The sequence below is a fragment of the Streptomyces reniochalinae genome (assembly GCF_003323735.1).
GTDB lineage: Bacteria > Actinomycetota > Actinomycetes > Streptomycetales > Streptomycetaceae > Streptomyces > Streptomyces reniochalinae.
On the sequence record NZ_QOIM01000054.1, the window covers coordinates 21,044 to 47,611 of the forward strand.

22 protein-coding genes and 4 pseudogenes are annotated in these 26,568 nt (G+C 74.0%); 9 read left to right on the forward strand and 17 right to left on the reverse strand.

The window, feature by feature from the left end; genetic code table 11:
• Nucleotides 1-12: 12 nt before the first annotated feature.
• The gene (locus DQ392_RS32210) at nt 13-882 is read left to right on the forward strand and encodes a helix-turn-helix transcriptional regulator (RefSeq protein ID WP_114019247.1); all 870 of its coding nucleotides are present in this window, start codon (nt 13-15) and stop codon (nt 880-882) included.
• Between the two features lie 58 nt (nt 883-940).
• Here the strand turns inward: DQ392_RS32210 and DQ392_RS32215 are convergent, their stop codons facing one another.
• The 3 genes from DQ392_RS32215 to DQ392_RS32225 all read right to left on the reverse strand — a co-directional run bounded on the left by DQ392_RS32215 (nt 941) and on the right by DQ392_RS32225 (nt 2,431).
• Nucleotides 941-1,399: an OsmC family protein gene (locus DQ392_RS32215; protein WP_114019248.1), complete on the reverse strand. Its 459-nt coding sequence runs from the start codon at nt 1,397-1,399 to the stop codon at nt 941-943.
• 58 nt (nt 1,400-1,457) lie between these two features.
• Nucleotides 1,458-1,649: a DUF6126 family protein gene (locus DQ392_RS32220; protein ID WP_114019249.1), complete on the reverse strand. Its 192-nt coding sequence runs from the start codon at nt 1,647-1,649 to the stop codon at nt 1,458-1,460.
• A gap of 131 nt (nt 1,650-1,780) precedes the next feature.
• On the reverse strand, nt 1,781-2,431 hold the full coding sequence (locus tag DQ392_RS32225) for a helix-turn-helix domain-containing protein (RefSeq protein WP_114019250.1): 651 nt from the start codon (nt 2,429-2,431) through the stop codon (nt 1,781-1,783).
• 96 nt (nt 2,432-2,527) lie between these two features.
• Here DQ392_RS32225 and DQ392_RS36345 point away from each other — a divergent pair.
• Nucleotides 2,528-2,720, forward strand: a pseudogene (locus tag DQ392_RS36345) (macro domain-containing protein); the annotation flags it as partial.
• Between the two features lie 91 nt (nt 2,721-2,811).
• On the opposite strand, the gene DQ392_RS32235 reads toward DQ392_RS36345, so the two are convergent.
• The 3 genes from DQ392_RS32235 to DQ392_RS32245 all read right to left on the reverse strand — a co-directional run bounded on the left by DQ392_RS32235 (nt 2,812) and on the right by DQ392_RS32245 (nt 5,907).
• Nucleotides 2,812-4,146 (reverse strand): MFS transporter, encoded by a 1,335-nt coding sequence (locus DQ392_RS32235; protein ID WP_114019251.1) that lies wholly within the window; start codon nt 4,144-4,146, stop codon nt 2,812-2,814.
• 184 nt (nt 4,147-4,330) lie between these two features.
• Nucleotides 4,331-5,017 carry an alpha/beta hydrolase gene (locus DQ392_RS32240; RefSeq protein WP_245982243.1) on the reverse strand — a complete coding sequence of 229 codons (687 nt, stop codon included), beginning with the start codon at nt 5,015-5,017 and terminating at the stop codon, nt 4,331-4,333.
• Between the two features lie 41 nt (nt 5,018-5,058).
• Nucleotides 5,059-5,907 (reverse strand): DUF1295 domain-containing protein, encoded by an 849-nt coding sequence (locus tag DQ392_RS32245; RefSeq protein WP_114019253.1) that lies wholly within the window; start codon nt 5,905-5,907, stop codon nt 5,059-5,061.
• 473 nt (nt 5,908-6,380) lie between these two features.
• Here DQ392_RS32245 and DQ392_RS32250 point away from each other — a divergent pair, with 473 nt between their 5' ends.
• The gene (locus DQ392_RS32250; RefSeq protein WP_114019254.1) at nt 6,381-7,259 is read left to right on the forward strand and encodes an SAM-dependent methyltransferase; all 879 of its coding nucleotides are present in this window, start codon (nt 6,381-6,383) and stop codon (nt 7,257-7,259) included.
• 224 nt (nt 7,260-7,483) lie between these two features.
• On the forward strand, nt 7,484-7,927 hold the full coding sequence (locus DQ392_RS32255; RefSeq protein ID WP_181856666.1) for a hypothetical protein: 444 nt from the start codon (nt 7,484-7,486) through the stop codon (nt 7,925-7,927).
• Between the two features lie 7 nt (nt 7,928-7,934).
• On the opposite strand, the gene DQ392_RS32260 is transcribed toward DQ392_RS32255, so the two are convergent.
• Nucleotides 7,935-9,431, reverse strand: coding sequence for an MFS transporter (locus DQ392_RS32260; protein WP_181856665.1), 1,497 nt, complete (start codon nt 9,429-9,431; stop codon nt 7,935-7,937).
• Nucleotides 9,432-9,716: 285 nt separating this feature from the next.
• On the opposite strand from DQ392_RS32260, the pseudogene DQ392_RS32265 reads away from it, so the two are divergent.
• A pseudogene (locus DQ392_RS32265) lies at nt 9,717-10,704 on the forward strand (LysR substrate-binding domain-containing protein).
• Here the strand turns inward: DQ392_RS32265 and DQ392_RS32270 are convergent.
• The 3 genes and pseudogenes from DQ392_RS32270 to DQ392_RS32280 form a co-directional block, all read right to left on the reverse strand.
• Nucleotides 10,684-11,067, reverse strand: a pseudogene (locus DQ392_RS32270) (amidohydrolase family protein); the annotation flags it as partial. The pseudogenes DQ392_RS32265 and DQ392_RS32270 overlap by 21 nt on opposite strands.
• 175 nt (nt 11,068-11,242) lie before the next feature.
• A pseudogene (locus DQ392_RS35610) lies at nt 11,243-11,626 on the reverse strand (2-keto-4-pentenoate hydratase); the annotation flags it as partial.
• Between the two features lie 304 nt (nt 11,627-11,930).
• Nucleotides 11,931-13,340, reverse strand: coding sequence for a 2-hydroxymuconic semialdehyde dehydrogenase (locus tag DQ392_RS32280; protein ID WP_245982245.1), 1,410 nt, complete (start codon nt 13,338-13,340; stop codon nt 11,931-11,933).
• 21 nt (nt 13,341-13,361) lie between these two features.
• On the opposite strand from DQ392_RS32280, the gene DQ392_RS32285 reads away from it, so the two are divergent.
• Together DQ392_RS32285 and DQ392_RS32290 are read left to right on the forward strand one after the other, a co-directional pair.
• Entirely contained in the window at nt 13,362-14,150 is a 789-nt protein-coding gene (locus DQ392_RS32285; RefSeq protein ID WP_245982247.1) for an MFS transporter, read from the forward strand.
• Entirely contained in the window at nt 14,132-15,343 is a 1,212-nt protein-coding gene (locus tag DQ392_RS32290) for a carboxylesterase family protein (protein ID WP_114019258.1), read from the forward strand. The genes DQ392_RS32285 and DQ392_RS32290 overlap by 19 nt, the downstream gene beginning before the upstream one ends.
• Nucleotides 15,344-15,376: 33 nt before the next feature.
• On the opposite strand, the gene DQ392_RS32295 is transcribed toward DQ392_RS32290, so the two are convergent.
• A complete protein-coding gene (locus tag DQ392_RS32295; protein ID WP_114019259.1) occupies nt 15,377-15,676 on the reverse strand; it encodes a hypothetical protein in 300 nt (99 codons plus the stop codon).
• Nucleotides 15,677-15,680: 4 nt separating this feature from the next.
• Here DQ392_RS32295 and DQ392_RS32300 point away from each other — a divergent pair, with 4 nt between their 5' ends.
• Nucleotides 15,681-16,154, forward strand: coding sequence for a zinc-binding metallopeptidase family protein (locus DQ392_RS32300; RefSeq protein WP_147266609.1), 474 nt, complete (start codon nt 15,681-15,683; stop codon nt 16,152-16,154).
• Between the two features lie 16 nt (nt 16,155-16,170).
• Here DQ392_RS32300 and DQ392_RS32305 read toward each other — a convergent pair whose 3' ends face one another.
• Complete coding sequence (locus DQ392_RS32305) at nt 16,171-17,229, reverse strand: YncE family protein (RefSeq protein WP_114019261.1); 1,059 nt, start codon at nt 17,227-17,229, stop codon at nt 16,171-16,173.
• A 138-nt stretch (nt 17,230-17,367) separates the two neighbouring features.
• Here DQ392_RS32305 and fes point away from each other — a divergent pair, with 138 nt between their 5' ends.
• Nucleotides 17,368-18,645 (forward strand): enterochelin esterase, encoded by a 1,278-nt coding sequence (fes, locus tag DQ392_RS32310; RefSeq protein WP_114019262.1) that lies wholly within the window; start codon nt 17,368-17,370, stop codon nt 18,643-18,645.
• A 66-nt stretch (nt 18,646-18,711) separates the two neighbouring features.
• Here fes and DQ392_RS32315 read toward each other — a convergent pair whose 3' ends face one another.
• The 5 genes from DQ392_RS32315 to DQ392_RS32335 form a co-directional block, all read right to left on the reverse strand.
• Nucleotides 18,712-22,593 (reverse strand): non-ribosomal peptide synthetase, encoded by a 3,882-nt coding sequence (locus DQ392_RS32315; RefSeq protein ID WP_114019263.1) that lies wholly within the window; start codon nt 22,591-22,593, stop codon nt 18,712-18,714.
• An 81-nt stretch (nt 22,594-22,674) separates the two neighbouring features.
• Nucleotides 22,675-22,902 carry a phosphopantetheine-binding protein gene (locus tag DQ392_RS32320; protein ID WP_114019264.1) on the reverse strand — a complete coding sequence of 76 codons (228 nt, stop codon included), beginning with the start codon at nt 22,900-22,902 and terminating at the stop codon, nt 22,675-22,677.
• A gap of 5 nt (nt 22,903-22,907) precedes the next feature.
• A complete protein-coding gene (locus DQ392_RS32325; protein WP_114019265.1) occupies nt 22,908-23,591 on the reverse strand; it encodes an isochorismatase family protein in 684 nt (227 codons plus the stop codon).
• Between the two features lie 15 nt (nt 23,592-23,606).
• Nucleotides 23,607-25,247: a (2,3-dihydroxybenzoyl)adenylate synthase gene (locus DQ392_RS32330; protein ID WP_114019266.1), complete on the reverse strand. Its 1,641-nt coding sequence runs from the start codon at nt 25,245-25,247 to the stop codon at nt 23,607-23,609.
• 59 nt (nt 25,248-25,306) lie between these two features.
• On the reverse strand, nt 25,307-26,533 hold the full coding sequence (locus DQ392_RS32335) for an isochorismate synthase (RefSeq protein ID WP_114019267.1): 1,227 nt from the start codon (nt 26,531-26,533) through the stop codon (nt 25,307-25,309).
• Nucleotides 26,534-26,568 lie beyond the last annotated feature (35 nt).

Genomic DNA, 26,568 nt, shown 5'->3' on the forward strand with positions numbered 1-26,568 from the left:
AGAGGAAGAACAGTGGACCGAGCACAGCTCGCGGACTTCCTGCGCGTGCGGCGGGAAGCCCTCCAGCCCGAGGACGTGGGACTGCCCCGCGGGCCGCGCAGGCGCACCCGCGGGCTGCGCCGGGAGGAGGCGGCTGCGCTGAGCGGCATGTCGACCGACTACTGGGGCCGCCTCGAACAGCAGCGTGGGCCGCAGCCGTCGCCGGCGATGCTCGCGGCGATGGCCCGCGGGCTGAGGCTGTCCCTGTCCGAGCGCGACCACCTCTTCCGTATCGCCGGACACAACGCCCCGCCGCGGACCGGCTCCGACCACCTCGCACCCGGACTGATGCGGATCCTCGACCGGCTCGGTGACACCCCCGCGCAGGTCGTCACCGACCTGGCCGAGACGCTGTGGCAGACACCGCCGGCCGCCGCACTGGTCGGCGACGAGACCCGCCTCACGGGTCCGGACCGCAGCCTCCTGCGCCGCTGGTTCACCGACCCCGCCACCCGGCTGCTCTACCCGGAGGAGGACCACCCCCGGCACAGCCGGTTCTTCACCGCCGAGCTGCGCGGCGCCTACTCGCGGCAGGGCCGCGGCAGCCGGGCCGAGGCCCTCGTCGAGGAGTTGCTGGAGGTCAGCGAGGAGTTCACCCGCTGGTGGAGCGCCCACGAGGTCAGCGCGCCACGCGTCGATCCGAAGAGGTTCCGCCACCCCGAACTCGGCATCCTGGAACTCCAGTGCCAGGTCCTCCTCGACCCGGAACAGGCGCAGGCGCTCCTCGTCTACACGGCGACACCCGGCACCGAGAGCGACGAGAAACTCCGCCTCCTCCCGGCGACCGCCTCCCGTCCGGCGGGCGCCACTCCTTCGGATGTCATCCGGCCTGCGGACGCCTGAACGGTCCTCCGGGGCGCTGCCCCGCCGCGTGACGCCGGGATCCGGGTCCGGTGCGGGCTCACGTGTCCAGGACGGTCGGCTCCAGTGTGACGGTGGAGGTCAGGGAGTTGGCGATGAAACAGCTCTCGTGCGCCTGGGCGAACAGCTCCCGCACCCGCTCGTGGTCGGTGCCTCCGGCCACCCGGATCACCGGTGCCAGCCTGATGTGACCGATCCGGGCGGGCCGCCGGGCGTCGTCCATCGTGCCCTCGGCCTCTTCCTCGTAGTCCACCACGTCGATCCGGTGCCGAGCGGCCAGCGCGAGGAAGGACAGCATCTGGCAGGAGGCGGCCGCCATGACGAGCAGCTGCTCCGGGTTGAGCCGCTCGGCGTCCCCGCGGAAAGCGGGGTCGGCGCTGAGGTCCACCCGCGCGGCGGCGGGTGGCGCGAGCGCTTCGTGCTTCCTGGGATAGCTCGCCCAGCCCGACCGGGTCGAGCCGCTCCAGACGAGATGTGTGGCGTAGGAGTGCACCGTCATGGCGGCAGGCTCGCACGGTGACGATTCGGCCCCGGCCGAATCGGCGCGGCCCGCGCGCCTATTCGCCCCCGCCCACCTCGAACAGCAGGAAGAGGAAGCCGGCCAGCAGGTGACCGGCCACCACGTAGACGAAGAGACGCAGCGCCAGACCGCGCGGAAAGCGCCCGTAGCCGCGCTCGACACCCGGCTCGTCCCTGGGCTTGCGCGGGCGTGCCGGCCGGTGCGGCGGGTGGGGAGCGGGGGTGCTCATGGCGGGGCCTTTCCGTACGGGGACGTGCGGGGTCGAGGGGGCGTGTCGGCTGAACGGGACGGACGAGGGGCGGGAGGCGGGGGACGGGAGGTGAGGGGGCGCAAGAGCCCCGCACACGCCGGTCGGGCAGCTCAGAGGGGTGTCGGTGCGGGTCCTGGGCCGTGTCCTGGCAGGCCGCCCACACACAGGTCCGCCGTGGGCGACTGGAGGAGCGTGTGGACGAAGAGCAGGTCGACGCCGTCCGACGACACGGCCTCAAGACGGTGCGGCGTGAGGGAGTCGAAGTGCGCCGAGTCGCCGCTGCCCAGCACCTCGGTCGTCTGTCCGAGGGTGAGCCGCAGCCGGCCGCGCTGGACGTGCAGCCACTCCTCGCCCGGATGGACGCGGACGAGGTCGCCCTGCGGGCCGCGCGGGACGTGCACGCGCAGGGCCTGTAGCGCGCGCCCGGCCTGACCCGCGCGGCGGTAGCGCCAGCCCCCGGCGTCGACGGCTTCCATCTCGGCGCCCCTGACGACGGGGTCGGAGGCAGCGCTGGTCTCGCCCAGCAGATCGCCCGCGGTGGTGCCGTAGACCCGCGCGAGGGTGAGGAGAAGCGGCAGGGACGGCTGCCGCTTCCCTGTCTCCAGGCGGGAGAGGTGGGCGGGCGACAGCCCGGCCCTGCGCGCGGCCGCCTCCAGGCTCAGCCCGCTCCGCCGCCTCAGCAGGCGCATTCGCGGCGCGAACGCGGGCAGCTCTCCCGTTTCGGCCCCGGCTGCCTCATGATGGTGAGGGTTCGGGCTCATGTTCCCGATTAAGGCACGGGCCTTCCCTGCGAGGCAAAACTTTTGCCCCACAGGCAAAACCGAGGCCGCCGCGTGTCGCCTCCGCGGCGGAACCGGCCTGTGCGCTACGAGGCGATCGCCACCGCCCTGGGCACGGTGGCGAGCAGGGCCGAGGAGCTGGGTGCCTCCGTGCACATGCCGAAAAGAGGCTGTGGCCTGGCGGGAGGGCGCTGGGAGCGGGTCCGCCCGCTGATAGAGGAGCGTGGTGCGGCACGGGGTCGCGGTCACGGTGTACGAGAGAGACGGCTGAACGGCCGGTGCAGGGGCCTGGCCGGCGTCGGCCGGGTCGGTTCCCCGGGCGGACGGCTGAGCGTCGGAACGGGCCGCGCCGGCTCCGCCGGCTACCGCTCGGGGACGTAGCGCCAGAAGGCGGGCACCGCGAAGGCGAGGGCCAGCGTGCCGGCCACCACCAGCAGGCCGCCGCCGACCACGGTGTGCCGGGTCCCGGCGGCCGCGCCGATGGTGCCGTGCAGCAGGTCGGCGAGGCGCGGCCCGCCCGCCACCACGACGGTGAAGACGCCCTGCATCCTGCCGCGCATCTCGTCGGTCGCGGCCGACTGGAGGATGGCGCCGCGGAAGACCATGGACACCATGTCGGCGGCGCCCGCCACCGCGAGCGCCACCGCGGCCAGCCACAGCGGCCCGGAGAGCCCGAACCCGGCGACCGACAGTCCCCACACGCTGACGGCGAGAACGACCATCACCCCGTGCCGCCGCACCCGGGAGTACAGCCCGGACAGCAGCCCGCACAGCAGCGCGCCCACGGGGAGGGCCGCGTACAGCACGCCGAGAGCCGTGCCGCCGCCCTCGGGCCCGCCGAAGTCGAGCTGCGCCATTTGCGGGAAGAGCGCGCGCGGCATGCCCAGCACCATGGCGATGACGTCGGCGAGGAACGAGACCAGCAGCAGCCGCTTGCGTACCAGGTAGCGGAAGCCGTCCACGATGTCGGCCAGTCCGGCGCGCCGGGCCGCGACCTCGAGCGGAGGCAGCGACGGCAGCCGCCACACCGCCCACAGCGCCACCACGAGGGCCAGCGAGTCGCACAGGTAGAGCACCGGCAGTCCGAGTACCGGCACCAGCGCCCCCGCGAGCAGCGGTCCCGCGATCTGGCCGAACTGCGCCACCGTCGAGGTGAGCGCGGTGGCGGAGGGAAGCTGCTCGGCCGGTACGAGACGGGCCACCGACGCGGTGCGCGTCGGCTGGTTGATGCCGAACAGCGCCTGCTGGAGCGCGAGCAGGACGAGCAGGACGGTGACCGACCGCATCCCGGTGGCCGCCTGCGCCCAGAACAGCAGCGAGGTGAGGGCGATGCCCGAGTTGCTGAACAGCAGCAGTTTGCGCCGGTCCATCAGGTCGGCGACCGCCCCGCCCCACAGGGCGAAGACGACCAGCGGGACGAGCGCGGCGGCGCCCGCCAGGCCGACGAGTGCGGAGGAGCCGGTGTCATCGTAGATTTGAAGCGGCACGGCGACGGCCGTCAACTGGCTGCCGACGGCCGTGACCACGGTCGAGGACCACAGCCGTCGGAAGGGGACTATGCGCAGGGGCGCGGTGTCCACCGCGAAGCGGCGCAGCCGCCGCAGACCGGTTCTCCCCTCCCGCGGTGCTTCGGCGAACTCGTCCGGGAACTCGTCGGGAGGACCCGAGCGGTCCTGGTGCGGTGTGTCGGTGGTCACCGGCCGTTCTCCGTTCCCGGCCGGTGGACTCCCGTCGGCTCCGCGCCGCCGCGCCACCCCGGCCGTTTCGAGCAGGCTGAAGAGACGCGTTGGTTGACGTTAACGCCTACGGTCGCGGCTCGGACGCCTGCGGGGCGTTCCGGGCCGGAGCAATCCAGCACGCTAACCGGCGGATCGCAGCAGGTCAACCGGCGGATCCCAGGGGCACGTGGCCGGTGCCCGCACCGTCCGCCTGCTCGGGTCCCGTTCCCAGCGCGTCCAGCACGGCCGTCGTGGCCAGCCGGTGCCAGCGGTGGACGTCACGCAGCATGGTGTGCCCGCCGCGCGGCATGGGAACGGCCGCTGTGCGGGCGCCGGCCTCCCGTGCCCGGTGGACGAGGTCCCAGGAGCCGGTGGCGCGGGTGACACGGTCGCTCTCGTCGTGCAGGACGGTGACGCGCCGGCCCTGGAGATGGGCGACGGGTTCGCCCTCGGGGCACCACGGCGCGAGGGCCACCACAGCGCGCACCTCGGGAAGGCCGCCGAGGCGCAGGGCGGCGCGTCCGCCCATGGAGTGGCCCACCAGCACGACGGGTACGGGCCCTGCCGTCCGGCGCAGCTCCGCGAGGGCGCGCCGGGCGTCGAGGACGGCGTCCTCGCGCTCGCCGTTCCAGCCGCGCCGCTGGTAGCGCACCTTGCCCACCAGCACGGGGCGGCCTCGCGTGGCGCGGAGCAGCGCGGTGGCGAAGGGGCGCATCCGCAGGGCGGGCAGGTTGAGAGCGGGAGGCGCCTCGAGGCCGTCGGCGCGGCCCCCGTGCAGCAGCAGGACGGCGGCTTGCGGCCGTGCGGGGGAGCGGCGCAGCACGAGCGCGTCCCGGTCCGGTCCGGACACCGGTGCACGGGTGGCTCCTGAGGGCTGGGGAGGACGGCCCTTCATGTGTCCCTCTTCTTCTCGGATGTCGTCTCGGGCGTCCCGGTGCGGGGCCGGCGGGGTGGCAGCGGCAGGAAACCGCTGGTGCGGGCCTGGTACTCGCGGTAGCCGGGGCGCTCGGCCATGTGTGCTTCCAGGAGCCGCTTTCCGCTGCCCTTGGTCAGCAACAGGGTCATCACCACCGGCGAGACGAGGCACAGGGCCGCGGTCTGCCATGTGCCGCAGGCCATCAGGTACAGGCCCCACCACACGAGGCAGTCCCCGAAATAGTTGGGGTGACGGGTCCAGGACCACAACCCCCTGTCCATGACGCGACCACGGTTGGCCGGGTCCGGCTTGAACCGGGCGAGCTGGTGGTCGCCGATCGCCTCGCACGCCAGCCCCGCGGCCCATACGACGGCGCCGAGCACGGTGAGGGCGTCGGGCGCAGCCGCCACGTACTGGCCCGCCTGCACCGGCAGCGAGATCAGCCACGCCAGCGCCGCTTGCAGGAGGTAGACCATGCGCAGCGCGTACAGCTCGCGGTTGCCGGGCGCCTTGGCCAGCATCCTCTCGTAGCGGGGGTCCTCGCCCTTGCCCCGGCCGCGGCGGGCGATGTGGGTGGCGAGCCGCAGCCCCCACGCGGCCGTCGCGGCCGTGAGCAGCAGGCGACGCGTCCCGTCGCCCGTTCTGGCGGACAGTACGCAGCTGACGACGGCCACGGCGGTGAAGGCGAGGCCCCAGGCGACGTCCACGACGCGGTGCCGCCCTGTACGGAGTGCGACCGCGAAGGTGAGCAGCAAGACAGCGAGGGAGGCGGCCGCCGCGGCCGGCAGGTTGACCAGCAGCGCCGGCCAGTCGGGGGCGCTCACCGCTGCCCGCCTCCGGAGCGGCCCGCCGGTGCCCGCCCCGCGGGGCCGGCCGTTCCCTCCGCGGTCAGGGTAGTGCCCTCGCTCAGTCGCACTGTTCCTCGCTCGTTCGTCGGCGGCCCGGTATCCGGGGCGGCGCGTCGGTCTCCTGTCGTCCCACCGTCCCTCTCTTGGTCTTCGGAGCCGGCGGTGGGCGCGGATTGGTGAGGGCGCGGAGGGGTGAGAGGGCGGCCGTGTGGCGAGCGATCGGGCGTGCGGGCAGCGGCTGTCGCGGGGGAGTGGTGGGAGAGCGCCACACGCGCACGTACTGGCGAAAAATGAGCGCGACCGCCTCGCGCGCCCTGGTTGGCTGTAGGTGCCATCTTGTAGCGTCCGCGAAGCGCCGTGCGCCTGGTCGCAGTTGCGCTCCCAGCGCGCTGCCGTGCGTCTCGCGCGGCCGGCGTGTGGTCTGCCCCTGTACCGATGGAGGAACCTTCGTGAGCTCGGATCAGCAGTGGGACATCGTCTCGGGAGTCGGCGTGACGGCCCTCGCAGTCGCCGCCGGCAGAGCGACCGAGTCGACCCGCCCCGACGCGCTGATCACCGATCCCTACGCGCCCGCCTTCCTCGCGGCGGCTTCGTCCACCGCCCCGTTCCCCACCACCTTGGACGAGCTGGAGGAGCGGGCCGGAGCGTCCGGGCTGTGGCCGCTGATGACGGCATACCTGGGCGTACGGTCGCGGGTCTTCGACGACTTCCTCACCGGCGCCGCCCGTGAGGGCGCACGCCAGGTCGTCATCCTCGCCTCCGGCCTCGACACCCGGCCCTTCAGGCTGGAGTGGCCGGCCGGTGTCCGCTGTTTCGAGTTGGACCAGCCGCTCGTGCTCGACTTCAAGCTGGCCGTCCTGACGGAGCAGGGGGCCGCTGCCTCCTGCGCGCACACCCCCGTACGCGCCGACCTGCGTGAGGACTGGGCCTCCGCGCTCGATGAGGCGGGCTTCGACGCCGCGCTCCCCACGGCCTGGCTGGCGGAGGGCCTGCTGCCGTATCTGCCGCCGGAGGCGGAGGAACGGCTGTTCAAGGAGATCGACCGGCTCTCCGCTTCCGGCAGCAGCCTCGCCGTCGAGGACGTCTCGGCCGTCGACGAGCTGGCCGGTGACGCGCTGGTGCGGGACGGCGGCACGGCTCTCGGCATCGACCTGCCCTCGCTGCTGCCGGACGGCACCAAGCGCGGCCCGCGCGACCAACTGGACTCCCTCGGCTGGCGGTACGACGAGCGCCCCGTCCTGGAGTCGGCGCGCCGTCTGGGCCGGCCGATGGAGTCAGCCTCCAGGCTCATGGAACACATGTTCCACGCCTTCGCGCGGCGCCCGTGAGGCCGCGCAGGCGTGTGGGGCCGCGCGTGCCGGTGGGACCGCGCGAGCCGGCGAGACCGCACGGTCCTGTGGGCCGCGCGTGCCGGTGAGACGGCATGCCCCGATGGGGCCGCGCGTGCGGGAGGGGCCGTGCGTACCCGTGAGCTCCGGCGGCGGAAAAGGCCCTGTCCGGTGATCCGTTCATGTGATCGACTGAGTGCGTGGAAGCTCTCTGGGTGAGTGTCATCGCAGTGGCGGGTACGCTGCTCGGTTCCGTGATCACCCACGTCTTCCAGCGCCTCGCGTCCCAGCGCGGCGAGGACTTCGCGCGGGCGGAGGCGCTCCGGCAGGAACGGGTCGCCGTCTACAGCGCGTTCGCCGCCGCGGTGGAGGACTACCGGCGTGGTCAGGCCGACCGCTGGTACCGCGGGAAGGAGGACCCCGACGGGCCGGCGTACGTCACCGCGCGCGACGAGGCGCACCGGCTGCGGACCGTGGCCAGGCAGGAGCTGTACCGGGTCAAGCTGGTCACCGACCAGCGGGACGTGCGGCTGGCCGCGGAAAAGGCCTACGACCGCACCCGGGACGTCTCCAAAGCCACCGACCAGGCGGGCCACGACACCAGGGACGCCGCGTCGAAGAACGGCATCGACTCCTTCGTCACCGACGCCGCGCCCCTGGTGCGGTGAGGCGGGCTCACCGTCCGTTCGGCTGCTCGGCCTGCCGCTGGGTGAGCGGCGCCGCGATGTCCTCGAGGCCGCGGCGCTCCGCCGGCACGGCGAGGGCGGCGGCGACGAGCCCGGCCGCCGTCATCAGGCCCGCTCCGATCTGGAAGGCGAGAGCGGTGTCCCCCACGACACCGCTCTCGGTGAGCTTGGCGAAGATCATGGGGCCGCTGATGCCGCCCGCCGCGGTGCCGACGGCGTAGAAGAAGGCGATGGCCAGGGCGCGGGTCTCCATCGGAAAGACCTCACTGACCGTCAGGTACGCCGAGCTCGCACCGGCGGAGGCGAAGAAGAGGACGGCGCACCAGCACGCGGTGAGGGTGGCGGCGCTGAGCCGGCCGGAGTCGAACAGCCATGCGGTGCCGAACAGCAGGACGCCCGAGAGCAGGTACGTGCCCGAGATCATCAGCCGCCGGCCCAGGGTGTCGAAGAGCCGGCCCAGCAGCAGGGGTCCGCAGAAGTTGCTCGCGGCGATGACGGCGTAGAAGTACCCGGTCAGTCCCGAGGAGATGTCGAAGAAGGTGATGAGGATGGTGCCGAAGCCGAAGGTGATGGCGTTGTAGAGGAACGCCTGTCCGAGGAAGAGGGCCAGGCCGAGCACGGCGCGCTTGGGGTAGCGGGTGAAGATGGCGTGGGCGATCAGGCCGAATCCCACCGCCTTGCGCTGGTGGATCGTGATCTGTCCGGCGGGGGGCGGCAGCTCCTCGCCGCGGTGCGCGACGGTCTCCCGTTCCGCCCGGCTCACCAGTTCCTCGGCGGCCTTGCCGTGGCCGTGGATGAACAGCCACCGCGGGCTCTCGGGCACGTGGCGCCGCACCAGCAGGATCACAAGGCCGAGGACGACGCCCAGCGCGAAGGTGAGCCGCCAGCCGATGTTCGCGGGGAAGATGTTCTCGTCCAGCATCACGATCGACAGCAGCGCGCCGCCGGCCGCGCCGAGCCAGAAGCTGCCGTTGATGATGACGTCGACCTGGCCGCGGTACTTGGACGGGATCAGCTCGTCGATGGCGGAGTTGATGGCGGCGTACTCGCCGCCGATGCCGAATCCGGTGAGGAAGCGGAAGAGGAAGAACCACCAGCTCTCGAACGAGAGTGCGGTCATGGCGGTGGCCGCCAGATAGACCGCCAACGTGATCATGAAGAGCTTCTTGCGCCCGAGCCGGTCGGTCAGCCAGCCGAAGAACAGCGCGCCGGAACAGGCACCGGCCACGTACAACGCCGCGGCCATACCGGTCACCTGACCGGCGGTGATGTCCAGGCCGCTGTCCGACTCGGCGAGCCTGCCGGCGACGTTGCCGACGACCGTCACCTCGAGGCCGTCCAGGATCCAGACGGTCCCGAGGCCGATGACGATCATCCAGTGCCAGCGCGACCAGGGAAGACGGTCGAGCCGTGCGGGCACGTCCGTGGTGACCGTGCCCTCTTCGACTCCTTCACCCATGTCGCCTGGCGGCTTGTTGTCGGCCATGCACCTACCCTCCGTTCCGACACGTGCTCACAGCTGCGTTGCAGGTCCCCTCGAAGGGCGGCTTCACGCGTCCCGCCGGTGTCCGATGCGGCCGGCGGCACCTCTCACCGGTACCCGCAGCCGGCCGCGGTGTCCCGGACCCCGGGGCCGTTCGGGTCGTCGCCGGCTGGGCCACACCGCTGCCGCCCGGTGCCCGTACGGAGCCCGCCGGGGCCGCAGGCGGCCTGGGTCCCGGGGCCGCAGGCGGCCGGAAGGGCGGAATCGGGCCTCGGTCAGTGCCGGCGTGTGGACATCCCCCGCCTGCTCGACGGCCGGCTGAAGTTCCGGTACATGCTGCTCGTGGACGCCCTCGTGCGGCAGGGCACGGTCGTCGGTGCCGCCGCCGAGCTGCACGTGACACAGCCCGCCGCGACCCGGAGCCTCCACGAGCTGGAGGACATCCTGGGCGTGTCGCTGTTCGAGCGCGGGCCGCGGCGTCACGACGACCGTGTTCGGTCAGGCGTTCACCCAGCATGCGCGTGCCGTGCTGGCACAGCTCAACCAGGCGGGCCGGCACGTGGTGGAGCTGGCGGAGGCGGACCGCGGGACGGCGGTCGTCGGCACGCACCTGGCCGGGTCGAACGTCCTGCTGCCCCGAGCCATCGCGGCGCTGAAGCGGGAGCATCCCCGCCTGACCGTCGTCGTGCGGGAGGCGACGCCCGAAGCGCTGCTGTCGGACCTGGAGCCCGGGCGCGTCGACATGATCGTCGGTCGGCTGACCGCGCCCTCCGGCGAGGGCATGCTGCGCCGCACGCTGTACGACGAGTTCGTGGAACTCGTCGTCGGCGCCTCCCACGCGCTCGCCACCCGGTCCGAGGTCACGCTGACCGAGCTGCTGGACCACCCGTGGATCCTGCCGGGGCCGCAGACCGTGCTGCGCCGGGAGGTGGAGGAGCTCTTCGCCCGCAGCGGCCTGGGGCTGCCGCACAACCGGGTGGAGACCACGTCCTTCCTCACGGTCCGCCAGCTGCTGCTGGAGACCGACGTGGTGGCCGTGCTCCCCGGCCTGATCGTCCGGGACGACACCCGGCTCGCCCGGCTGCCGGTCCGTCTGGAGCAGGTCGGGCACAGCGTCGGGCTGACCATCTCGGCAACCCGCACGCTGAGCCCGTCCGCGCGGGCGCTGATCCGCAGCCTGGAGGAGACGGCCGCACACATGAGGCCCCCGCACGAGGCGGGGGCGGACGCCGGGGGTTCAGCGGAGGCCGGGGGTTCAGGGGCGCCCCGCCCCTGAACCCCCGGCGCCTGAGCGCCGTCCCAGGTAGTGCTCGGCGTTGCCCCGCATGACGCGGTGCCGTACGTCCTCGTCCAGGTGCGGGCTCTCGCGCACGACCTGGCCGGCCGGGCGCTCGCCCAGCGGGTAGGGGTAGTCGCTGCCCACCATGACCCGGTCGGCGCCCACCGTCTCGACCAGCAGCCGCAGAGCGCGGTCGTCGAAGACGACCGAGTCCACGTAGAAGCGGCCCAGGTAGTGCGAGGGCGGGTGCTCGGACGTGCCGATGACGTCGTTGCGCCCGTGCCAGGCGTTCTCCACCCGGCCCAGCCAGAAGGCGAACGACCCGCCGCCGTGCGCGAAGCAGACCTTCAGCCGCTCGTCGGTCGTGGTGCTCATGCCTTCCCCTCCCGGGTGTCCTCGATGACGGCCTCGACCTCGCCCACGCCGTCCAGTTCCAGCCGGTACCGGCACGGCCTCGTGTGACGGGCACCATCGGCCCGAGTGCGCCGGACATCACCACGTCGCCGGCCCGCAGTGGCAGGCCGCGCCGCGCCATCTCGCGGGCCAGCCAGGCGACGGCCACCACGGGGGAGCCCAGGCAGGCGTGCCCCGCGAAGGAGACGGGCTCGCCGTCGCGGGACAGGCACATCCCGGTGCGGGCGAGGTCGCGCCCGGCCAACTCGTACGGTGTGGTACCCAGGACCACCGCACCGCTGGAGGCGTTGTCCGCGACGGTGTCGGTCAGGGCCAAGTCCCAGCCGGCGATGCGCGAGTCGACGATCTCGACGGCGGGCAGCACGAACTCGGTGGCGCGCAGCACGTCGGCCACGCTCGCGCCGGGCAGATCGAGGTCGCGCCCGAGCACGAAGGCGATCTCCCCCTCGGCGCGCGGCTGGAGGAACCGGTCGAGGGGCAGCGGCTCGGTGTGCGCGTACAGCATGTCGTCGAAGAGCAGGCCGAAGTCGGGCTGGAAGACGCCGAACTGTCGCTGTACGGTGCGCGCGGTCAGCCCGATCTTGGCGCCCGCGCGGCGCGCGCCCGCCCGGACGCGGGCGTCGGTGAGGCGGCGCTGCACGGCGTAGGCCGCGTCCACGTCGGTGGCGCCCAGGTACGTGCGTACGGGCGGGCACGGGGTGCGCTCCTCCGCGGCGGTGGCCAGGGCCGCCGTGGCGGCGTCGAGGTGTGCCGCCGTGCCGGAGGGGGGTGGGACGGCGGGGGTGGGACGGCGGGGGTGGGGGATTCACTCACAGGTGCACGCACACATTCGTCGGTTCGGTATAGAAGTGCAGGGAGGAGGCGCCGCCCTCGCGACCGATGCCGGAGAGCCCGACGCCGCCGAAGGGCGAGCGCAGGTCGCGCAGGAACCAGGTGTTGACCCAGGCCATGCCCACGTTCATCGCCTGCGCGACGCGGTGCCCGCGCCTGAGGTCGCTGGTCCAGACCGAGGCGGCGAGCCCGTAGTCGGTGTCGTTGGCCAGCGCGGCGGCCTCCTCCTCGGTGTCGAAGGGGATCAGCGCGGCGACGGGGCCGAAGATCTCCTCGCGCACGGGCCGGTCCGCGTGGGTCAGCCCCGTCCACAGCGTCGGTTCGATCCAGGAGCCGCCGTCCAGTTCCGGGCCCAGACGGGGGACGCCGCCGCCGGTGAGGACCTTCGCACCGGCCTGCTCGGCGAGCGCGAGATAGCCGAGCACCTTGTCGCGGTGCGTCTTCGAGATCAGCGGCCCCGTGGTGGTCGCCTCGTCCCTCGGGGGACCCAACCGTCGCGAACGGGCCCGTTCGACCAGTCCGTCGACGACGTCGGCGAACACCGACCGCTGCACGTAGACCCGCTCCGTGCACAGGCACACCTGCCCTGTGTTGGCGAACACCGAGCGGGTCAGCCCGTCCAGCGCCTCGTCCAGATCGGCGTCGGCGAAGACGAGCGCCGCGTTCTTGCCGCCGAGTTCGAAGGAGACCGGCCGCACGCGCGGGGCGACCGTCCTCATCACATGCGCCCCGGTGGCCGACGACCCCGTGAAGGTGACCCCGTCCACGCCCGGGTGCGCCGTGAGGTGTGCGCCCGCCGAGTCGCCGCCGAAGCCGTGGACGATGTTGTAGGCGCCGGCCGGCAGCCCCGCCTCGGCCAGTACCTCGGCGAGCAGGGTGGCCGAGCCGGGGGTCTGGTCGCTGGGCTTGACGACCACCGCGTTGCCGCAGGCGAGCGCGGGGGCGACCTTCCAGGTCAGCAGGGGCAGCGGCAGGTTCCACGGCACGATGACCGCGACGACTCCGAGCGGTTTGCGCACCGCGTAGTTGAGCGCCTGGTGCCCGCCCGGCAGGTCGGTGAGGAACGACTCCTGGCCTGCGGCGGCGACCACGTCGGCGAAGGTGCGGAAGTTGGCGACGGCCCGTGCCACGTCCAGGTCGCGGGCCTGGGCGACGGGCTTGCCGGTGTCGGCGGTCTCCGCGGCGACGAACTCCTCGAAGCGCTCCTCGATCAGGTCGGCGGCGCGCCGCAGCACGGCGGTGCGGTCGCGTACCGGGGTGCGGGCCCAGGCGCCGGTGGCTTTCCTCGCCGCCGTCACGGCGCGGTCCACGAGGTGGTCGTCGGCCTCGTGGACGAGGGAGTGCGCCGCTCCTGTGGCCGGGTCGACGTTCTCGAAGCTGCGGTTCACCGGCGAGGAGGCGTTCACCGCGTGGGCTGGCGCATCCCCTTCCTGCTCAGCTGCGTCCTCGTCGCGGTCGGCCTGCTGGTCCGGCTGCGGGTGACCGAGTCTCCGTCCTTCCACCGCGCACGGCGCCAGGACGGCGTGGTGCGCTTCCCGCTCGCCGAGTCGCTGAAGGTGGGCTTCCCGCGACTGGCCCTGACCCTGCTCGCCGTCGTGGCGAACTCGGCCGCCGCCTACGTCTTCATGGTCTTCTCGCTCTCCTACGGCACCAGGCACCTCGGCTACGACAAGCAGTTCCTCGTCCTCGCCGTGACCGGCGCCGCCCTCCTGTGGTGTGCCGCGATACCCGTGTGGACGCGTATCGCGGACCGCCACGGCCGGCGCGCCATGTTCCTCGGCGGGTCCGCCGCCCTCCTGGCCTGGTGCGCGGCGTTCTTCCCGCTGCTCGACACCGGACAGGTGGCCCTCACCGTCCTGGCACTCGCCGGGATGGGGCTGGTCATCCCCGTGACCCACTCCGTGCAGGGCGGCATCATCGCCGACACGTTTCCCGTCCATGTCCGCTACTCGGGCTCCTCGCTGATCCTGCAGGCCGGTGCGATCCTCGGCGGAGGACCGGCGCCGATGATCTCCACCGCGCTGCTCGGCTCCGGCGGCTCCACGACCGGCGTCACCTGGTACCTGGTGGCCCTCTGCGGGGGCAGCCTCGTCGGCGCGTGGGCGCTCTTCCGGCTGGTCCCCGAGGACGCGGCTGCCCCCGCGAAGGGCGCCGCCCTTCCCGAACGCGGAGGCGAGGTATGGACGACAAGCCGGTGATCAGGTCAGGGCCGATCCGGTACGCCACGGCGGAACGCTTCGCGCCGCCCCGCCCGCCGTCCGGCGACGCGGCGCTCCCTCCGGGCGGCCGGATCTGCCCCCAGCCGCCCTCCCGGCTCGACGCGGTGATGGGCCCGCCGCACGACCGCCGCCCGCAGAGCGAGGACTGTCTGCACCTGACCGTCACCACGCCCGCCAGGGACGACGGGGCCCGGCCCGTGCTCGTCTGGCTGCACGGGGGCGGCTTCAGCAGCGGTGGGGGAGTCCTGGACTGGTACGGCGGGGGTGCACTCGCGGCCGAGGGAGACGCCGTGGTGGTCGGCGTCAACCACCGCCTCGGCGCCCTGGGCTACCTCGTCCTCGACGGGGTCAGCGACGGCAACCTCGGCCTCCTCGACCAGTTGGAAGCCCTCCGCTGGGTCCGCGACCACATCGCGGACTGGGGCGGCGACCCCGGCGACGTCACCGTGTTCGGACAGTCAGCCGGAGCCCTCTCGATCCGGCTGCTGATGGCCGTTCCCGAAGCCGACGGCCTCTTCCGGCGCGCCCTGTTGCAGAGCGCGCCCCTGCCCATCGCGGCCCGCCCCCGCCAGGAGGCCCGCGACATCGGCCGCATGTTCGCCGGGCACCTCGGCTGCGACCCGCGTACCGCCACCCCCGAGGCGCTGCTGGCGGCGCAGGGCCGCACCGCGGCGGACCATCAGCGCCGCTCCGGCAGCACTCTGGAGCCCCCGTTCACCCCGGTGACCGGCACCGCACCGCTCGCGGAGCGGGACCTCGGGCTCACCGCGCGCGCCGGCGAACTGGACGTCATGTACGGGTGGAACGCCGAGGACATGTCCGCCTTCCCGCCACCGCCAGGCCAGAGCGACACGGTCACCGAGCGGACCCGCCAGGTCTACGAGAGGCCGCTCGCCCACTTCGGCGGGCAGCTGCGGCGGGCCGGGGCCCGCGTCCACGCCTACCGCCTCGACTGGCGTCCCGCCGGGTCGCCGCTGGGAGCCACCCACTGCGTCGAACTCCCCCTGCTCCTCGGCTCCCGGGACGCATGGCGTGGCGCACCGATGCTCGGCGAGACGCCCTGGGAGGACGTCGACTCCTTCGGCCGTGCCGTCCGCGCCTGCTGGCTGGCCTTCGCCCGCACCGGAGACCCGGGGGCCCTGCCCGCGCCGCTCGTGTCCGTCAGCCCGTGAGACGCGGACGGTGACCTGCCCGGGGACGCCCGGCTACCAGGGGCGGATGGGCCGGGTGCCGAGGCGGCGGCCCTGCTCGTCGAGCAGATGACCCATCCGCTTGACCGTGCGCAGACCGACGATGCGGTCCGTCACGGTGAGGGAGGGCAGCCGGGCGCACAGGGCCGTCTCGCGGCGCTGGATGTCCCCCACACCGGGCAGCCAGAGCGTGGCGAGGACGTTGTCCGGCCCGGTGACGGCGGCGACCACCCGGCACTCGGGCAGGGCGGCGAGCGTACGGTGAACGGCGTTGAGGTCGCGGGCCGGTGCCCGGCCCAGGAAGGTGACGGGCACGGGCGTGCCCGTCAGCCCCTCCGCCGAGCAGCTCGCCCACCTCAGGGCGCGCGTCCGTGCCTGCTTCGAGGCGGGCGCACTGGCCTCGGGCGCGGAAGTCGAACTGGCGCGGCACGGCGAGGACTTCACCGAGCTGCGCCAGGACCCCTTCATGACCGGGGCCTACGTGCGGGCGGCGCGCGCACTGGGGCGTACGCCCGAGCCCCGGCACGGGGAGCTGATGGCCTCCACGGACATGGGCAACGTCTCCCACGCCGTGCCGACGATCCACCCGACGATCGGCTGCGAGACGCACGGCGCCCTCCAGCACACGGCCGAGTTCGCCGCGCACGGCACGAGCGAGGGAGCCGACCGTGCCGTGCTCGACGGGGCGCTCGCGCTGGCGGGCGTGGGCGTGGAGCTGGCCACGGACGGGGCGCAGCGCCGCCGCCTCCTCGAGGGTGTGGCGCGCCGGTCGCGGGAGGGTGCGCGGCCCTGACCGGCGCGCCGCCGGGTCAGCGGCCGAGCCGTACCCGGTGCACCTGGTCCTCACCCGCCGGGCCCGAGCCCGACTTGTCCACGACGTAGGCGGCGGACCTGGAGGCGGTGACGTGGTTCGGGTTCGCCCCCGTGGCCAGCTTCTCGGCGACGGTGCCGCGGCGCGGGTCGACGACGCTGACGTCGCCCGCCGTGCGGTTGGCGGCCAGCACCCGGCCCGAGCGCGGGTCGGTGGCCACGGACAGTGTGCCCTCCCCGGTCGGTACGGACCTGGTGACCTCGCCCTTGCGCAGGTCCACCACCGAGACGGTGCCCGCCTCCTGGTCTGCGGTGTAGGCGGTGCGCCCGTCGCGGGAGAGGGCCACGGAGATCGGTCCGTCGCCCGCGGGGAAGGTCGTGGGCTCCTTGGCGTGCGGGGAGACGGCGAGGATGCGGTCGCCTTCGAGGTCGGTGGCGTAGACGGTGCCCGTCCGCTCGTTGACGGCGAGCCCCGCGGGGGAGGAGCCCTCGACCGTGACCCGCTTGGTCTCCTTGTGGGTGCGGGTGTCGAAGGCGACGAGCGTGCCGTCCCCGAAGCCGCTGGCCCACGCGGTGTTGTGCCGCTCGTCGACGACGACCTCGCGGGCGTGCTCGACGCCTTCGAGCGTCGCCAGGTGCTTGCCGTCGCGCTGGCTGTAGACGGCCACCGAGTTGTCGCGGGTGTTGGTCGCCCAGACCGTGTTGTGCTCGTCGTCCACGGCGACGCCGTAGACCGCCTCGACGGCGCCCGTGGCCGGGTCGGTGACCGGCGGCTGGATGGAGTCCTTCACCTTCAGGGTGCGGGGGTCCACCTTGAGCAGCGCGGACTCGGTCACCGGCGGGCGGCCCACGGCCGAGGTGGTCCACAGCACGTGGTTCCGCTCGGAGTACGCGGACTGGTAGAGGCCGGCCGTCAAAGGGGCGGAGGTGACGTGCGAGCCGCGGTGCTGGGCGGGCTGTGCGGGCGCGGCGGTGGCCGTCTGCGTCAGCGTGCTGCCGGCGGCGAGGGCCACGGCGACGGCGGCGGTACGGCGGATACGGCAGGTCAGGGTGGTCATGCTGCGTCGGTCTCCTCGGTGTGCGCGCCTCCTGGATGGAGGCGGACAGGGCTAACTTAGCTTAGCCTTACCTAAGTTTCACCCTCCAGGGGTAAGCTGCTTTCCCTTCGCACGCCGCGCCACCCGGAGCCCAGCACCATGACCACCACAGCGCCCCCCGAGGGCGCACCGCGCCGCCCGCCCCGGCTGCCCCGCCCCCAGCCGGTACCCCGACTCCCGCGGCCAGGGCCCGTGTTGCCGGGGCCCACCGCCACCGCCGCAGAACTGGAGGAGTTCTGGGCCGAGGTCCACCGCCGCGGCACCCCGCTCGTCCACCCCGACCCCCACGGCAGCGCCACACACCGCGCCGTCACCTTCCTGTGGCGCGGCACCCCCGCCACCCGCGCCGTGCAGGTCCTGCCCAACAAGCTCGCCGACCCGCGCGCCCCCGAGGGCAACCTCATGGAACGGGCGCCCGGCACCGACATCTGGCACTGGACCCTCCGGCTGCGCCACGACTGGCGCGGCACCTACGACCTCTTCGTCGACGACGGGGGAGGGCCCGCGTCCGACGACCAGGACTACTGGCCCTGGCTGCGCACCCGGCGCCGGACCGACCCGAACAACCCCCGCACGCTCCCCCGGCGCTGGGGAGGCGATCCGGTGCCCTACGCCGAACTGCCCGCCGCTCCCACGGCCGCCGACTGGATGCCGCGGGCCGGGATCGCCCACGGCACGGTGACGGAAGGCGAGGTGGCGAGCGCGCACCTGGCCACCACCCGGCGCGTGTGGCTCTACACCCCGGCGGCCGCCGCATCCGCCGAGCCGCCCGCCGAACTCCCCGTGCTGGTACTGCTGGACGGCGAGCACTGGCAGCCGCGGCTCGGCCTCGCGCACCTGCTGGACAACCTCGTCGCCGAAGGGCGCCTGCCGCCCCTCGCCGCGGTGCTGCCCGACTCGGTCGACGCCGCCACCCGGTGGCGGGAGCTGACGTGCAAGGCCGAGTTCGCCGCCTTCCTCGCCGACGAACTGCTGCCGTGGGCGGCCGGACACCTGCCAATCACCGCGGACCCGGCGCGCACCGTGGTGGCGGGGCAGAGCCTCGGCGGCCTCACCGCCGCGTTCGCCGCGCTCCAGGCGCCCGGCAGGTTCGGCAACGTACTGGCCCAGTCGGGGTCGTTCTGGTGGCCTGACGGGCCCGCGGCGGAGTGGCTGACCGGACGCATCGCGGCCGGACCCCGGCTGCCCGTCCGCTTCCGGCTCTCCTTCGGCCGCCAGGAGTGGGTCGCCCTCCCCGCCGCCCGCCGGCTGCGCGAGGCCCTCGCCACCGCGGGATACTCCGACGCGACCTACGTCGAGTTCAACGGCGGCCACGACTACCTGTGCTGGCGCACCGAGCTGGCCGACGGACTGGTGGCGTTGCTCGGCGACACCTGAGGGCCGGTGCGCCCGCCGGGTGCGGGCGCCCACCCTGGCGCGGGGTGCCGGTAAGGGCACGCGCGCTCAGCCGTCCAGCCGGGCCAGCCTTGACGCCAGCGTCGCGGCGACGGCGTCCAGGTGGTCGTCCCGTAGCAGCCGAGGGTGCGTGCAGGCGAGGTCGAGGTTGGCGATCGTGCCTGTCACGTGCGGCTGCCATGCCGTGTGGGTCAGCCAGCTCTCGGCACGCGGTGCCGCGGCCGTGAAGAAGAGCACATCGCCGTCGAACACCCCGTGCCGGTGCTCGCGCATCAGCCGCGCGTGGTTGGGCACCACGTCCACGATCCGTGCCAGCGTGCGGTCGGTGAGCCCGGCCAGCGGGCTGCCCGCCCGGCGCAGGGTGGCCAGGACGTCGTCGCGGTCGTGTTCGCTCGTGCGCTCGAAGCCCGCCATCCGCAGCACGGCCGTGAGCGCGTCGCCCTCCTCGGGTGCGGGCCTGCCGCGCCACTGTTCGGCGGGGAACGCGTCGAGCAGCGCCAGCAGATCGACCCGCTCCCCGGCTTCCTGGAGCAGTACGGCCACCGTGTGGGCGAGGACTCCGCCGACCGACCAGCCCAGCAGCCGGTAGGGGCCGTGCGGCTGGAGGGCGCGGATGCCGGCCGCGTAGTCGGCTGCCTCCTCCAGCAGGGAGCCGGGCAGCGGCTCGTCGTCGGCCAGTCCGCGTGCCTGCACGCCCCAGACGGGCTGCTCGGGGCCGAGCCGGGCCGTCAGCCCCGCGTAGCACCAGGCCAGTCCGCCCGCCGGGTGGATGGCGAACAGCGGTGTCCTGCCGCCGGTGGGGCGCAGCGCCAGGAGCACGTCCAGGGCGTCGCCGGAGACGGGGGCCGCGGTCTCCAGGCGGGCGGCGAGCGCGGCGGGGGTCGGTGCCTCGAACAGGGAGCCGATGGTCAGTTCGGCTCCGTGCGTCTCGCGTACGCGTGCCACCAGCCGGACGGCGAGCAGTGAGGTGCCGCCCAGGTCGAAGAACGCGTCGTCGGGCCCCACGCCTCGAACGCCGAGCACCTCGCAGAACAGGCGGGTCAGCAACTCCTCGTGCGGCCTCGCGGGGCGCCGCCCGCCGTCCGCTCCGCCGGAGGTGGCGAAGACGGGCGCGGGCAGTCTCCCGCGGTCGAGCTTGCCGCTGGGGCCGAGCGGGAACTCGGCCACGGCGACGACCGCCGACGGCACCATGTGCGCGGGCAGTTCCGTGGCGAGTGCGGTGCGCAGCGCCGCCGGGTCCGCGTCCCCGCTCACGTAGCCGACCAGGCGCTGCTCGCCCGGACGGTCCTCGCGCACCACGGCGCACGCGCCGGTCACGGCGGTCTGTGCCGCCAACGCGGCCTCCACCTCGCCGAGTTCGATGCGCTGGCCGTGCAGTTTCACCTGGTCGTCGGTGCGGCCCAGGTAGACGACCTCTCCCGCGTCCGTCCAGCGTGCCAGGTCCCCGGTGCGGTACATCCGCTGCTCCGGTGGCAGGGGGTGTTCCGCCTGGGCGCCCGGCGTCGTCACGAAGCGTTCGGCGGTCAGCTCGGGGCGGTTCAGGTAGCCGTCGGCGAGTTGGGCTCCGGCCAGGTACAGCTCTCCCGCCACGCCTGGCGGGCACGGCCGCCCAGCCGCGTCGAGCACGTGCAGGCGGGTGTTCCACACCGGCCGCCCGATCGGTACAGGGCCCGTCCCGTCCGGGGCGCAGGCGTGGTGGGAGACGTCGACGGCGGCCTCCGTGGGGCCGTACAGGTTGTGCAGTTCGACGCCGGGCAGTGCGGCGAAGAAGGCCTGCGCCGTCTCGCGGTGCAGCGCCTCGCCGCTGCAGAACACGCGGCTGAGCCCCGTGCACCCGGCCGCGTCGGGGACCGAGAGGAACGCCTGGAGCATCGACGGCACGAAGTGGCATACGGTGACGCCCTGTTGCCGTATCACCGCGGCGAGGCGCAGCGGGTCGCGGTGGCCGCCGGGTTCGGCGACCACCAGCGTCGCGCCCTGGCGCAGGGGCCAGAAGAACTCCCAGACGGAGACGTCGAACGACGACGGTGTCTTCTGGAGCACCCGGTCGGCGTGGGTCAGCGGGTAGGTGTGCTGCATCCAGCGCAGCCGGTTGTCGATGGCGCCGTGCGGGACGACGACGCCCTTGGGGCGTCCGGTGGAGCCCGAGGTGTAGATGACGTACGCCGGGTGGGCGGGCGTCAGCGGGCGCTCGGGAGGCACGGGCGGGTAGCAGGACAGTGTGGTCTCGTCCAGGTCCCCGAGGGCGACCAGCGGGGTGCCGCAGGCTTGGGGGAGCCGTTCAGCGTGGTCGGTGACGGCGCACACCGGCGCCGCGTCCTGAAGCATGAGGGCGAGCCGCGCGGCCGGGTAGTCCGGGTCGAGCGGCAGATAGGCCGCCCCCGTCTTGAGCACCGCGAGCAGGGCGACCACCAGCTCGGCCGAGCGCGGCAGGGAGACCGCCACCACGGTGCCGACGCCGGCGCCCAGCGTACGCAGGTGCCGGGCCAGCCGGTTGGCGCGGACGTCGAGTTGGGCGTAGCTGAGCGTCGTCGAGCCGTACACCAGCGCGGTGGCCCGCGGGGTGCGGGCCGCCTGCGCCTCGATGGGGCCGATCAGCGTGGTCGGGGGCAGCGTGCGCGCTGTGCGGTTGAACTCCTCCACGACCAGGGCTTCCTCGGCCGGTGTGGCGATGCCGTGGACGGCTGTGGGGGCCTGCGGGTCGGTACGGGCGAGCCGGTCGAGCAGGTGGAGGAAGCGCTCCTGGTGTGCGGCGAGGTCGGCATGGCCGTACAGGGCCGGGTTGCCGTCGTGGTCGATGCGCAGTCCGCGCCCGTCGGCACGGTCGTAGACGTTGACGGTCAGGTCGTCCACAGGTCCGGCGGACAGGTTCCGCGCCCGCACCGGTGTGCCCGCGAAGTCCACCGCGTAGTCGAACGGCATGATGTTGACGAGCGGACCCACCAGCCCCCGGGACTCGCCCAGCAGTCCCAGGTCGCGGCGGATGTCCTCGTACCGGTACCGCTGGTGGCGGCGGACCTCCCGCACGCCGAGCACCACCTGCCGCACCAGGTCGGCGAAGGAGTCCTGGGGCCGTACCGTCAGCCGCAGCGGCAGCACGTTCATCACCATGCCGGGCACCCGCAGCGCGACCGACCCCATCCGGCCCATCATCGGCAGTCCGAGCACCACGTCGTCGCGGCCGCAGGCCCGGGACACGTAGAGGGCCTGAGCGGCGATCAGCAGGTCGGGCCAGGTGCCGCGGAGCCTGTCGGCCAGGGCCCGCAGCTCCTCGGTCGCCTCCGGCGCCAGGTGGGCGGTGCGGCGGTGGAACGTCCGCGCCGCCAGTGCGCCCCGCCCGGCGAGACGCGGCGCCTCCGGCCGGTCGGCGAGGGCTGCGCGCCAGTGTGCGCGGTCTCGTGCGCGCTCGTCGGAGGCGCGGTAGGCCGCGTCCTCGGCCACCAGGTCGGCCAGCGGCCTGAAGGTCCGCGGGCCGGGCTCTTTGCCGTCGACGAGCGCGCTGTAGACCTCCGCGGTGCGCCGCACCAGGAGCGCGTGCCCGAACCCGTCCATGACCAGGTGGTGGACGCGCTGGTACCACAGCCACCGCCGGTCGCCGACGCGGAAGAGGGCGTGCCGGAACGGCGGGTCCGCCGCCAGATCGCACGGGGTGGCGAGGTCCGCGCGCATCCACTCCCGGGCCCGCTGCCCGGCATCCTCCCCGGCGGAGCGCAGATCCCGTACGGTCAGCGGCAGTTCGACGGACCCGCGTACCTGCTGGCGCGGGCCCTCGCCGGTGTCCTGGACGCGGACCCGCAGCGCGTCGGCCTCGCCGACCACCCGGCGCAGCGCGGCCGCGAACGCCTCCGGGTCGAGCGGGCCGTCGAGGACCAGGCACTCGGCGGTGTTCTGCGCGGGGCTGAGCGGGTCGAGGGCCTGCGCGTACCACATGCCCTCCTGCGCGACCGTGAGCGGCAGCCAGGCCCCGTCACCGGCGTCCGCCGGCCCTGGCCTGTGGGGGGGTCAGTACGGTCACGCCGCCCCCAGCAGTGGCGCCCACGCCTCGATGGCGGGGGTCTCGGCGAGGTCGGCGAAGTCGGCGCGCACCTCGTGGTCGCGGCGCCAGCGCTCCAGCAGGGACATCAGGCGCACCGAGTCGAGCCCGTGGTCGACCAGGTTGCCGTCCAGCGGGATGTCGGCGGGGTCCTCGCCGAGGGCGTCGGCGACGTCGGCGCGGATCTGCTCGGGTGTCAGGGACATCGGGTTCAGACCTCCGTGCGGGCGGTGGGGCGGTCGGCGGGACGGGACGTGGCGGAGAGGCCGTCGACGAGCGCGTCTGTCGTGGTGACGAACCCGCAGCGGCCCGCGACCCAGCGCAGGGCCGCCGCGTGGTCGTCCGCGGAGAAGTCGGCGACGGCGTCCGCGACGACGAACGCCTGCACGTCGCGCATCCACGCGTCGCAGGCGGTCACCTGCACCCCGATGTGCGCGTACACGCCGGCGACGATCAGCTGGTCGCGGCCGGCCCGGCACAGGATCCGGTCCAGCTCGGTGCGGACGAACGCGCTGTACTTCCACTTGGTGACCGTGTGGTCGCCCGGCAGGGGAGCGACGGCTTCCGGAACGGCGAGGGCGTCCTGGTCGTCGCCCACCCCCGGGCCCCAGAAGTCGAGTTGGAGGCCGCGCTGGTCCGGGGTCTGGCCCCCGCGCTGGACGGAGTAGACGACCGGTACGCCCAGGCCGCGGCAGGTGTCCAGCAGCCGTGCGGTGTTGGCCAGCATGCCGGTCAGCGGCTGCCGCCCGGCGGGGAAGGCGCCGAGGAAGTGCTGTTGCAGGTCGTGGACGAGCAGCACGGCGCGTGCCGGGTCCGCGCGCCAGCCGGCCGCGCGGTTGGCTGGCAGCTCGTCGGCGCTCGGCAGGGGATAGGGGGCGATGGCGGGAAGTGCCACGGTGTCAGGCGCCTTTCACTGCTGGTCGGCCGCGGTCGCAACGGACCGCAGCCCCTTCTTGCTGACCTTGCCGATGCCGGTCTGCGGGAACGCGGTGACGAACTCGACGAGGTCGGGGACCTTGTAGGCGGCGATGCCGCGCTCCCGCACGAACCGTCTTATCTGGGCGGGGCGCAGCGGCGCGGCGCCCTCGCGCGGGATGACGTAGGCCAGGGAGCGTTCCCCCAGGTACGTGTCGGGCACGGCGACGACGGAGACGTCGTGCACACCGGGGTGGGCGAGGATGATGTTCTCCACCTCCTCCGGCGCGATCTTCTCGCCGCCCCGGTTGATCTGGTCCTTGGCCCGGCCCCCGACCACCAGGTGGCCACCGGGGGTACGGCGCACCAGATCGCCGGTGCGGTAGAAACCGTCCGGGGTGAAGGAGCGGGCGTTGTGCTTGTGGGCACGCCAGTAGCCGCGGATGGTGTACGGGCCACGCGTCAGCAGGTGCCCGAACTCGCCCTCCGGCACGTCGCGGTCGTCGTCGTCGACGATGCGGATCTCGTCGTCGGGGGATATGGGGCGGCCCTGGGTGGTCACGACGGTCTCCTCGTCGTCGTCCAGCCGGGTGTAGTTGACCAGGCCCTCGGCCATGCCGAAGACCTGCATCAGCCGGCAGCCCAGCGCGGGGCGAAGGCGCCGCGCCGCCTCCTCGCTGTACTTCGCGCCGCCGACGAGGACGAGTTCCAGGTGGGAGAGATCCTCCCGCGCCGCGGCCGCGGCCTGCGTCCACACCAGTGCCAGCGGCGGTACGAGACCGGTCATGGTGATGCCCTCGCGCGCCACGAGGGGGAACGCGGTGCTCGGGTCGGGGCGCGGACACATTACGACCCGGCCGCCGGCCAGCAGGGTGCCCAGCCATCCGGGGGAGCTCATCGGGAAGTTGTGTGCCGCGGGCAGGACGACGAGGAAGCGCGTGCCGGGGCCGACCCCGCAGATCTCGTTCGACCCGCGGAGCGAGTACAGGTAGTCGTCGTGGGTCCGGGGGATCAGTTTGGGCACTCCCGTGGTCCCGCCGGAGAGCTGGAGGAACGCCAGCTCGTGCGCTCGGGGTCCGGCGGGGGGTTCTTCCGGGGCGCGGGCGACCTCTCTCAGCGCGGTGTGCTCGCCCGGCTCGCCGACGACGAACACGTGCCGCAGCGACGGTGCCTTCCGGGCCACCGCGGAGGCCAGATCCCGGTGGTCGAAGCCCGCATGCCGGTCGGGGATGACGTAGGCCACGGCCTCGGTGAAGGAACAGAAGTAGGAGATCTCCGTCTCGCGGTGCGCGGGCAGCGCGTACACCGGCAGTGCGCCGATCCGGAAGAGGGCGAAAACGACCTCCACGAACTCGCCCACGTTGGGCAGGTGCAGCACGACCCGGTCGCCCTTGCCGATCCCGCGCGCCGCGAAGCCCGCCGCCAGCCGGTCGGCGCGCTCGTCCAGCTGCCGGTAGGTCCAGGTGCGGCGCTCCGGCGCCGGGTCCACCAGGGCGACGCGGTCGGGGTGGGCGGCGGCGCGCTCGCGGAGCATCCCTCCGAACGTCTCGCCGCGCCAGTAGCCCGCGGCCCGGTAGCGCTCGGCGAACTCGGCGGGCCAGGTGGGCGCGTCCACCCCCGGGGTGAGGGCCGCCACAGCGCTGCCTTCCGAGGGCGAGGTCCGCCGGGCCCGCGCGCAGGGAGTCTGCTGGGAACTCACAGCGCGGCCCCCACGGCGTCCAGGAAGGTGCGGAACTTCGCGGCGGTCTCGGCGGTCTCCGCCTCGGGTGAGGAGCCGGCCACCACGCCCGCCCCGGCGAACAGCCGCAGCCGTGACCCCTCGGCCTCGGCGCACCGGATCGTCACCACCCACTCGCCGTCCCCGTCGGCGTCCTGCCAGCCGACCATGCCGGTGTAGGGCCCACGCTCGAAGGGCTCCAGCGCGGCGATGACCTCACGTGCCGTCCGGGTCGGTGTGCCGCAGACCGCCGGGGTGGGGTGCAGCGCCGAAGCCAGTTCCAGCGCGGTGACCGACGGGTCCCTCAGCTCCCCTGTGACGGTGGTGGACAGGTGCCACATGGCGGCGGTGCGCACCAGCGTCGGCCTCCGAGGTGCCTCCAGGCGCGAGCAGTACGGTGCCAGCGCCTCCCGTACCGCGTCGACCACGACGGCGTGTTCGTGCAGGTCCTTCGGCGACTCCAGCAGGGCGGAGGCCCGCCGCACGTCGTCGGCCAGGTCGCCGCTGCGGGGCGCTGACCCGGCCAGCGGGTTGGCCGTCAGGCGGCCGTTCCGGCGTGCGACGAGGAGTTCGGGGCTGGCGCCGACAAGGGTGCGGCCGGGACCGCTGGGCACGGCGAAGGTGTAGCCGGCCGGGTCGCGGCGGGCCAGCCGGCGCAGCATGGCGGGCAGGTCGGGCTCGCCGGGCGCGGTCAGCTCCAGGGTGCGGGCGAGCACCACCTTGTCGAACTCCCCGGCCCGCATCCGTGCCACGGCCGACGCCACCGCCTGGCCGTACCGTTCGGCGGCGGGCACCTCGCGCAGCTCCCAGCGGCCTTCGGTCTCCCGCTCGGGTACCGGCAGCACCACCAGCGGGTCCTCGCGCAGCGGTGGCGCCCAGCGCACCCGCTCGGGGACGGCCAGCGCCGGCGGCGCGTCCGGGGCGAACGGCAGCGCGCCCACCACGAGCGGTGCCGGCTTTCCGGCTTTCCGCAGGGCGTCCAGCAGGTGGCGTACCCGCTCGGGCAGTGGCCGTGCGTCGTGCGGCGTCTCGGCCGCCGTACCGTGCGCCAGCAGCGTGCGGTGGGGCGTGGCCAGCAGCCGGTCGGTGCCGCTTCGGTAGGCGTCCAGGAGGGCGGTCGCCGCGCCGGGCCGGAGGCTCGGGCCCGGCTGGGCGTGCCCCGTCTCGTCGGCGGGAGCGGTCAGTTCACGCAAGGGGACAGACATGGTTTCTCCAGACAGAGCACGAACCGTGGCGGAGG

Bases quoted from the DNA above. Each gene is read 5' to 3' on its own strand.
- DQ392_RS32290 (WP_114019258.1), top strand. From the start codon at position 14,132: ATGGACGACAAGCCGGTGATCAGGTCAGGGCCGATCCGGTACGCCACG.
- DQ392_RS32305 (WP_114019261.1), bottom strand. From the start codon at position 17,229: ATGACCACCCTGACCTGCCGTATCCGCCGTACCGCCGCCGTCGCCGTG.
- DQ392_RS32215 (WP_114019248.1), bottom strand. From the start codon at position 1,399: ATGACGGTGCACTCCTACGCCACACATCTCGTCTGGAGCGGCTCGACC.
- DQ392_RS32260 (WP_181856665.1), bottom strand. From the start codon at position 9,431: ATGGCCGACAACAAGCCGCCAGGCGACATGGGTGAAGGAGTCGAAGAG.
- DQ392_RS32220 (WP_114019249.1), bottom strand. From the start codon at position 1,649: ATGAGCACCCCCGCTCCCCACCCGCCGCACCGGCCGGCACGCCCGCGC.
- DQ392_RS32320 (WP_114019264.1), bottom strand. From the start codon at position 22,902: ATGTCCCTGACACCCGAGCAGATCCGCGCCGACGTCGCCGACGCCCTC.
- DQ392_RS32225 (WP_114019250.1), bottom strand. From the start codon at position 2,431: ATGAGCCCGAACCCTCACCATCATGAGGCAGCCGGGGCCGAAACGGGA.
- fes (WP_114019262.1), top strand. From the start codon at position 17,368: ATGACCACCACAGCGCCCCCCGAGGGCGCACCGCGCCGCCCGCCCCGG.
- DQ392_RS32315 (WP_114019263.1), bottom strand. From the start codon at position 22,593: ATGTGGTACGCGCAGGCCCTCGACCCGCTCAGCCCCGCGCAGAACACC.
- DQ392_RS32335 (WP_114019267.1), bottom strand. From the start codon at position 26,533: ATGTCTGTCCCCTTGCGTGAACTGACCGCTCCCGCCGACGAGACGGGG.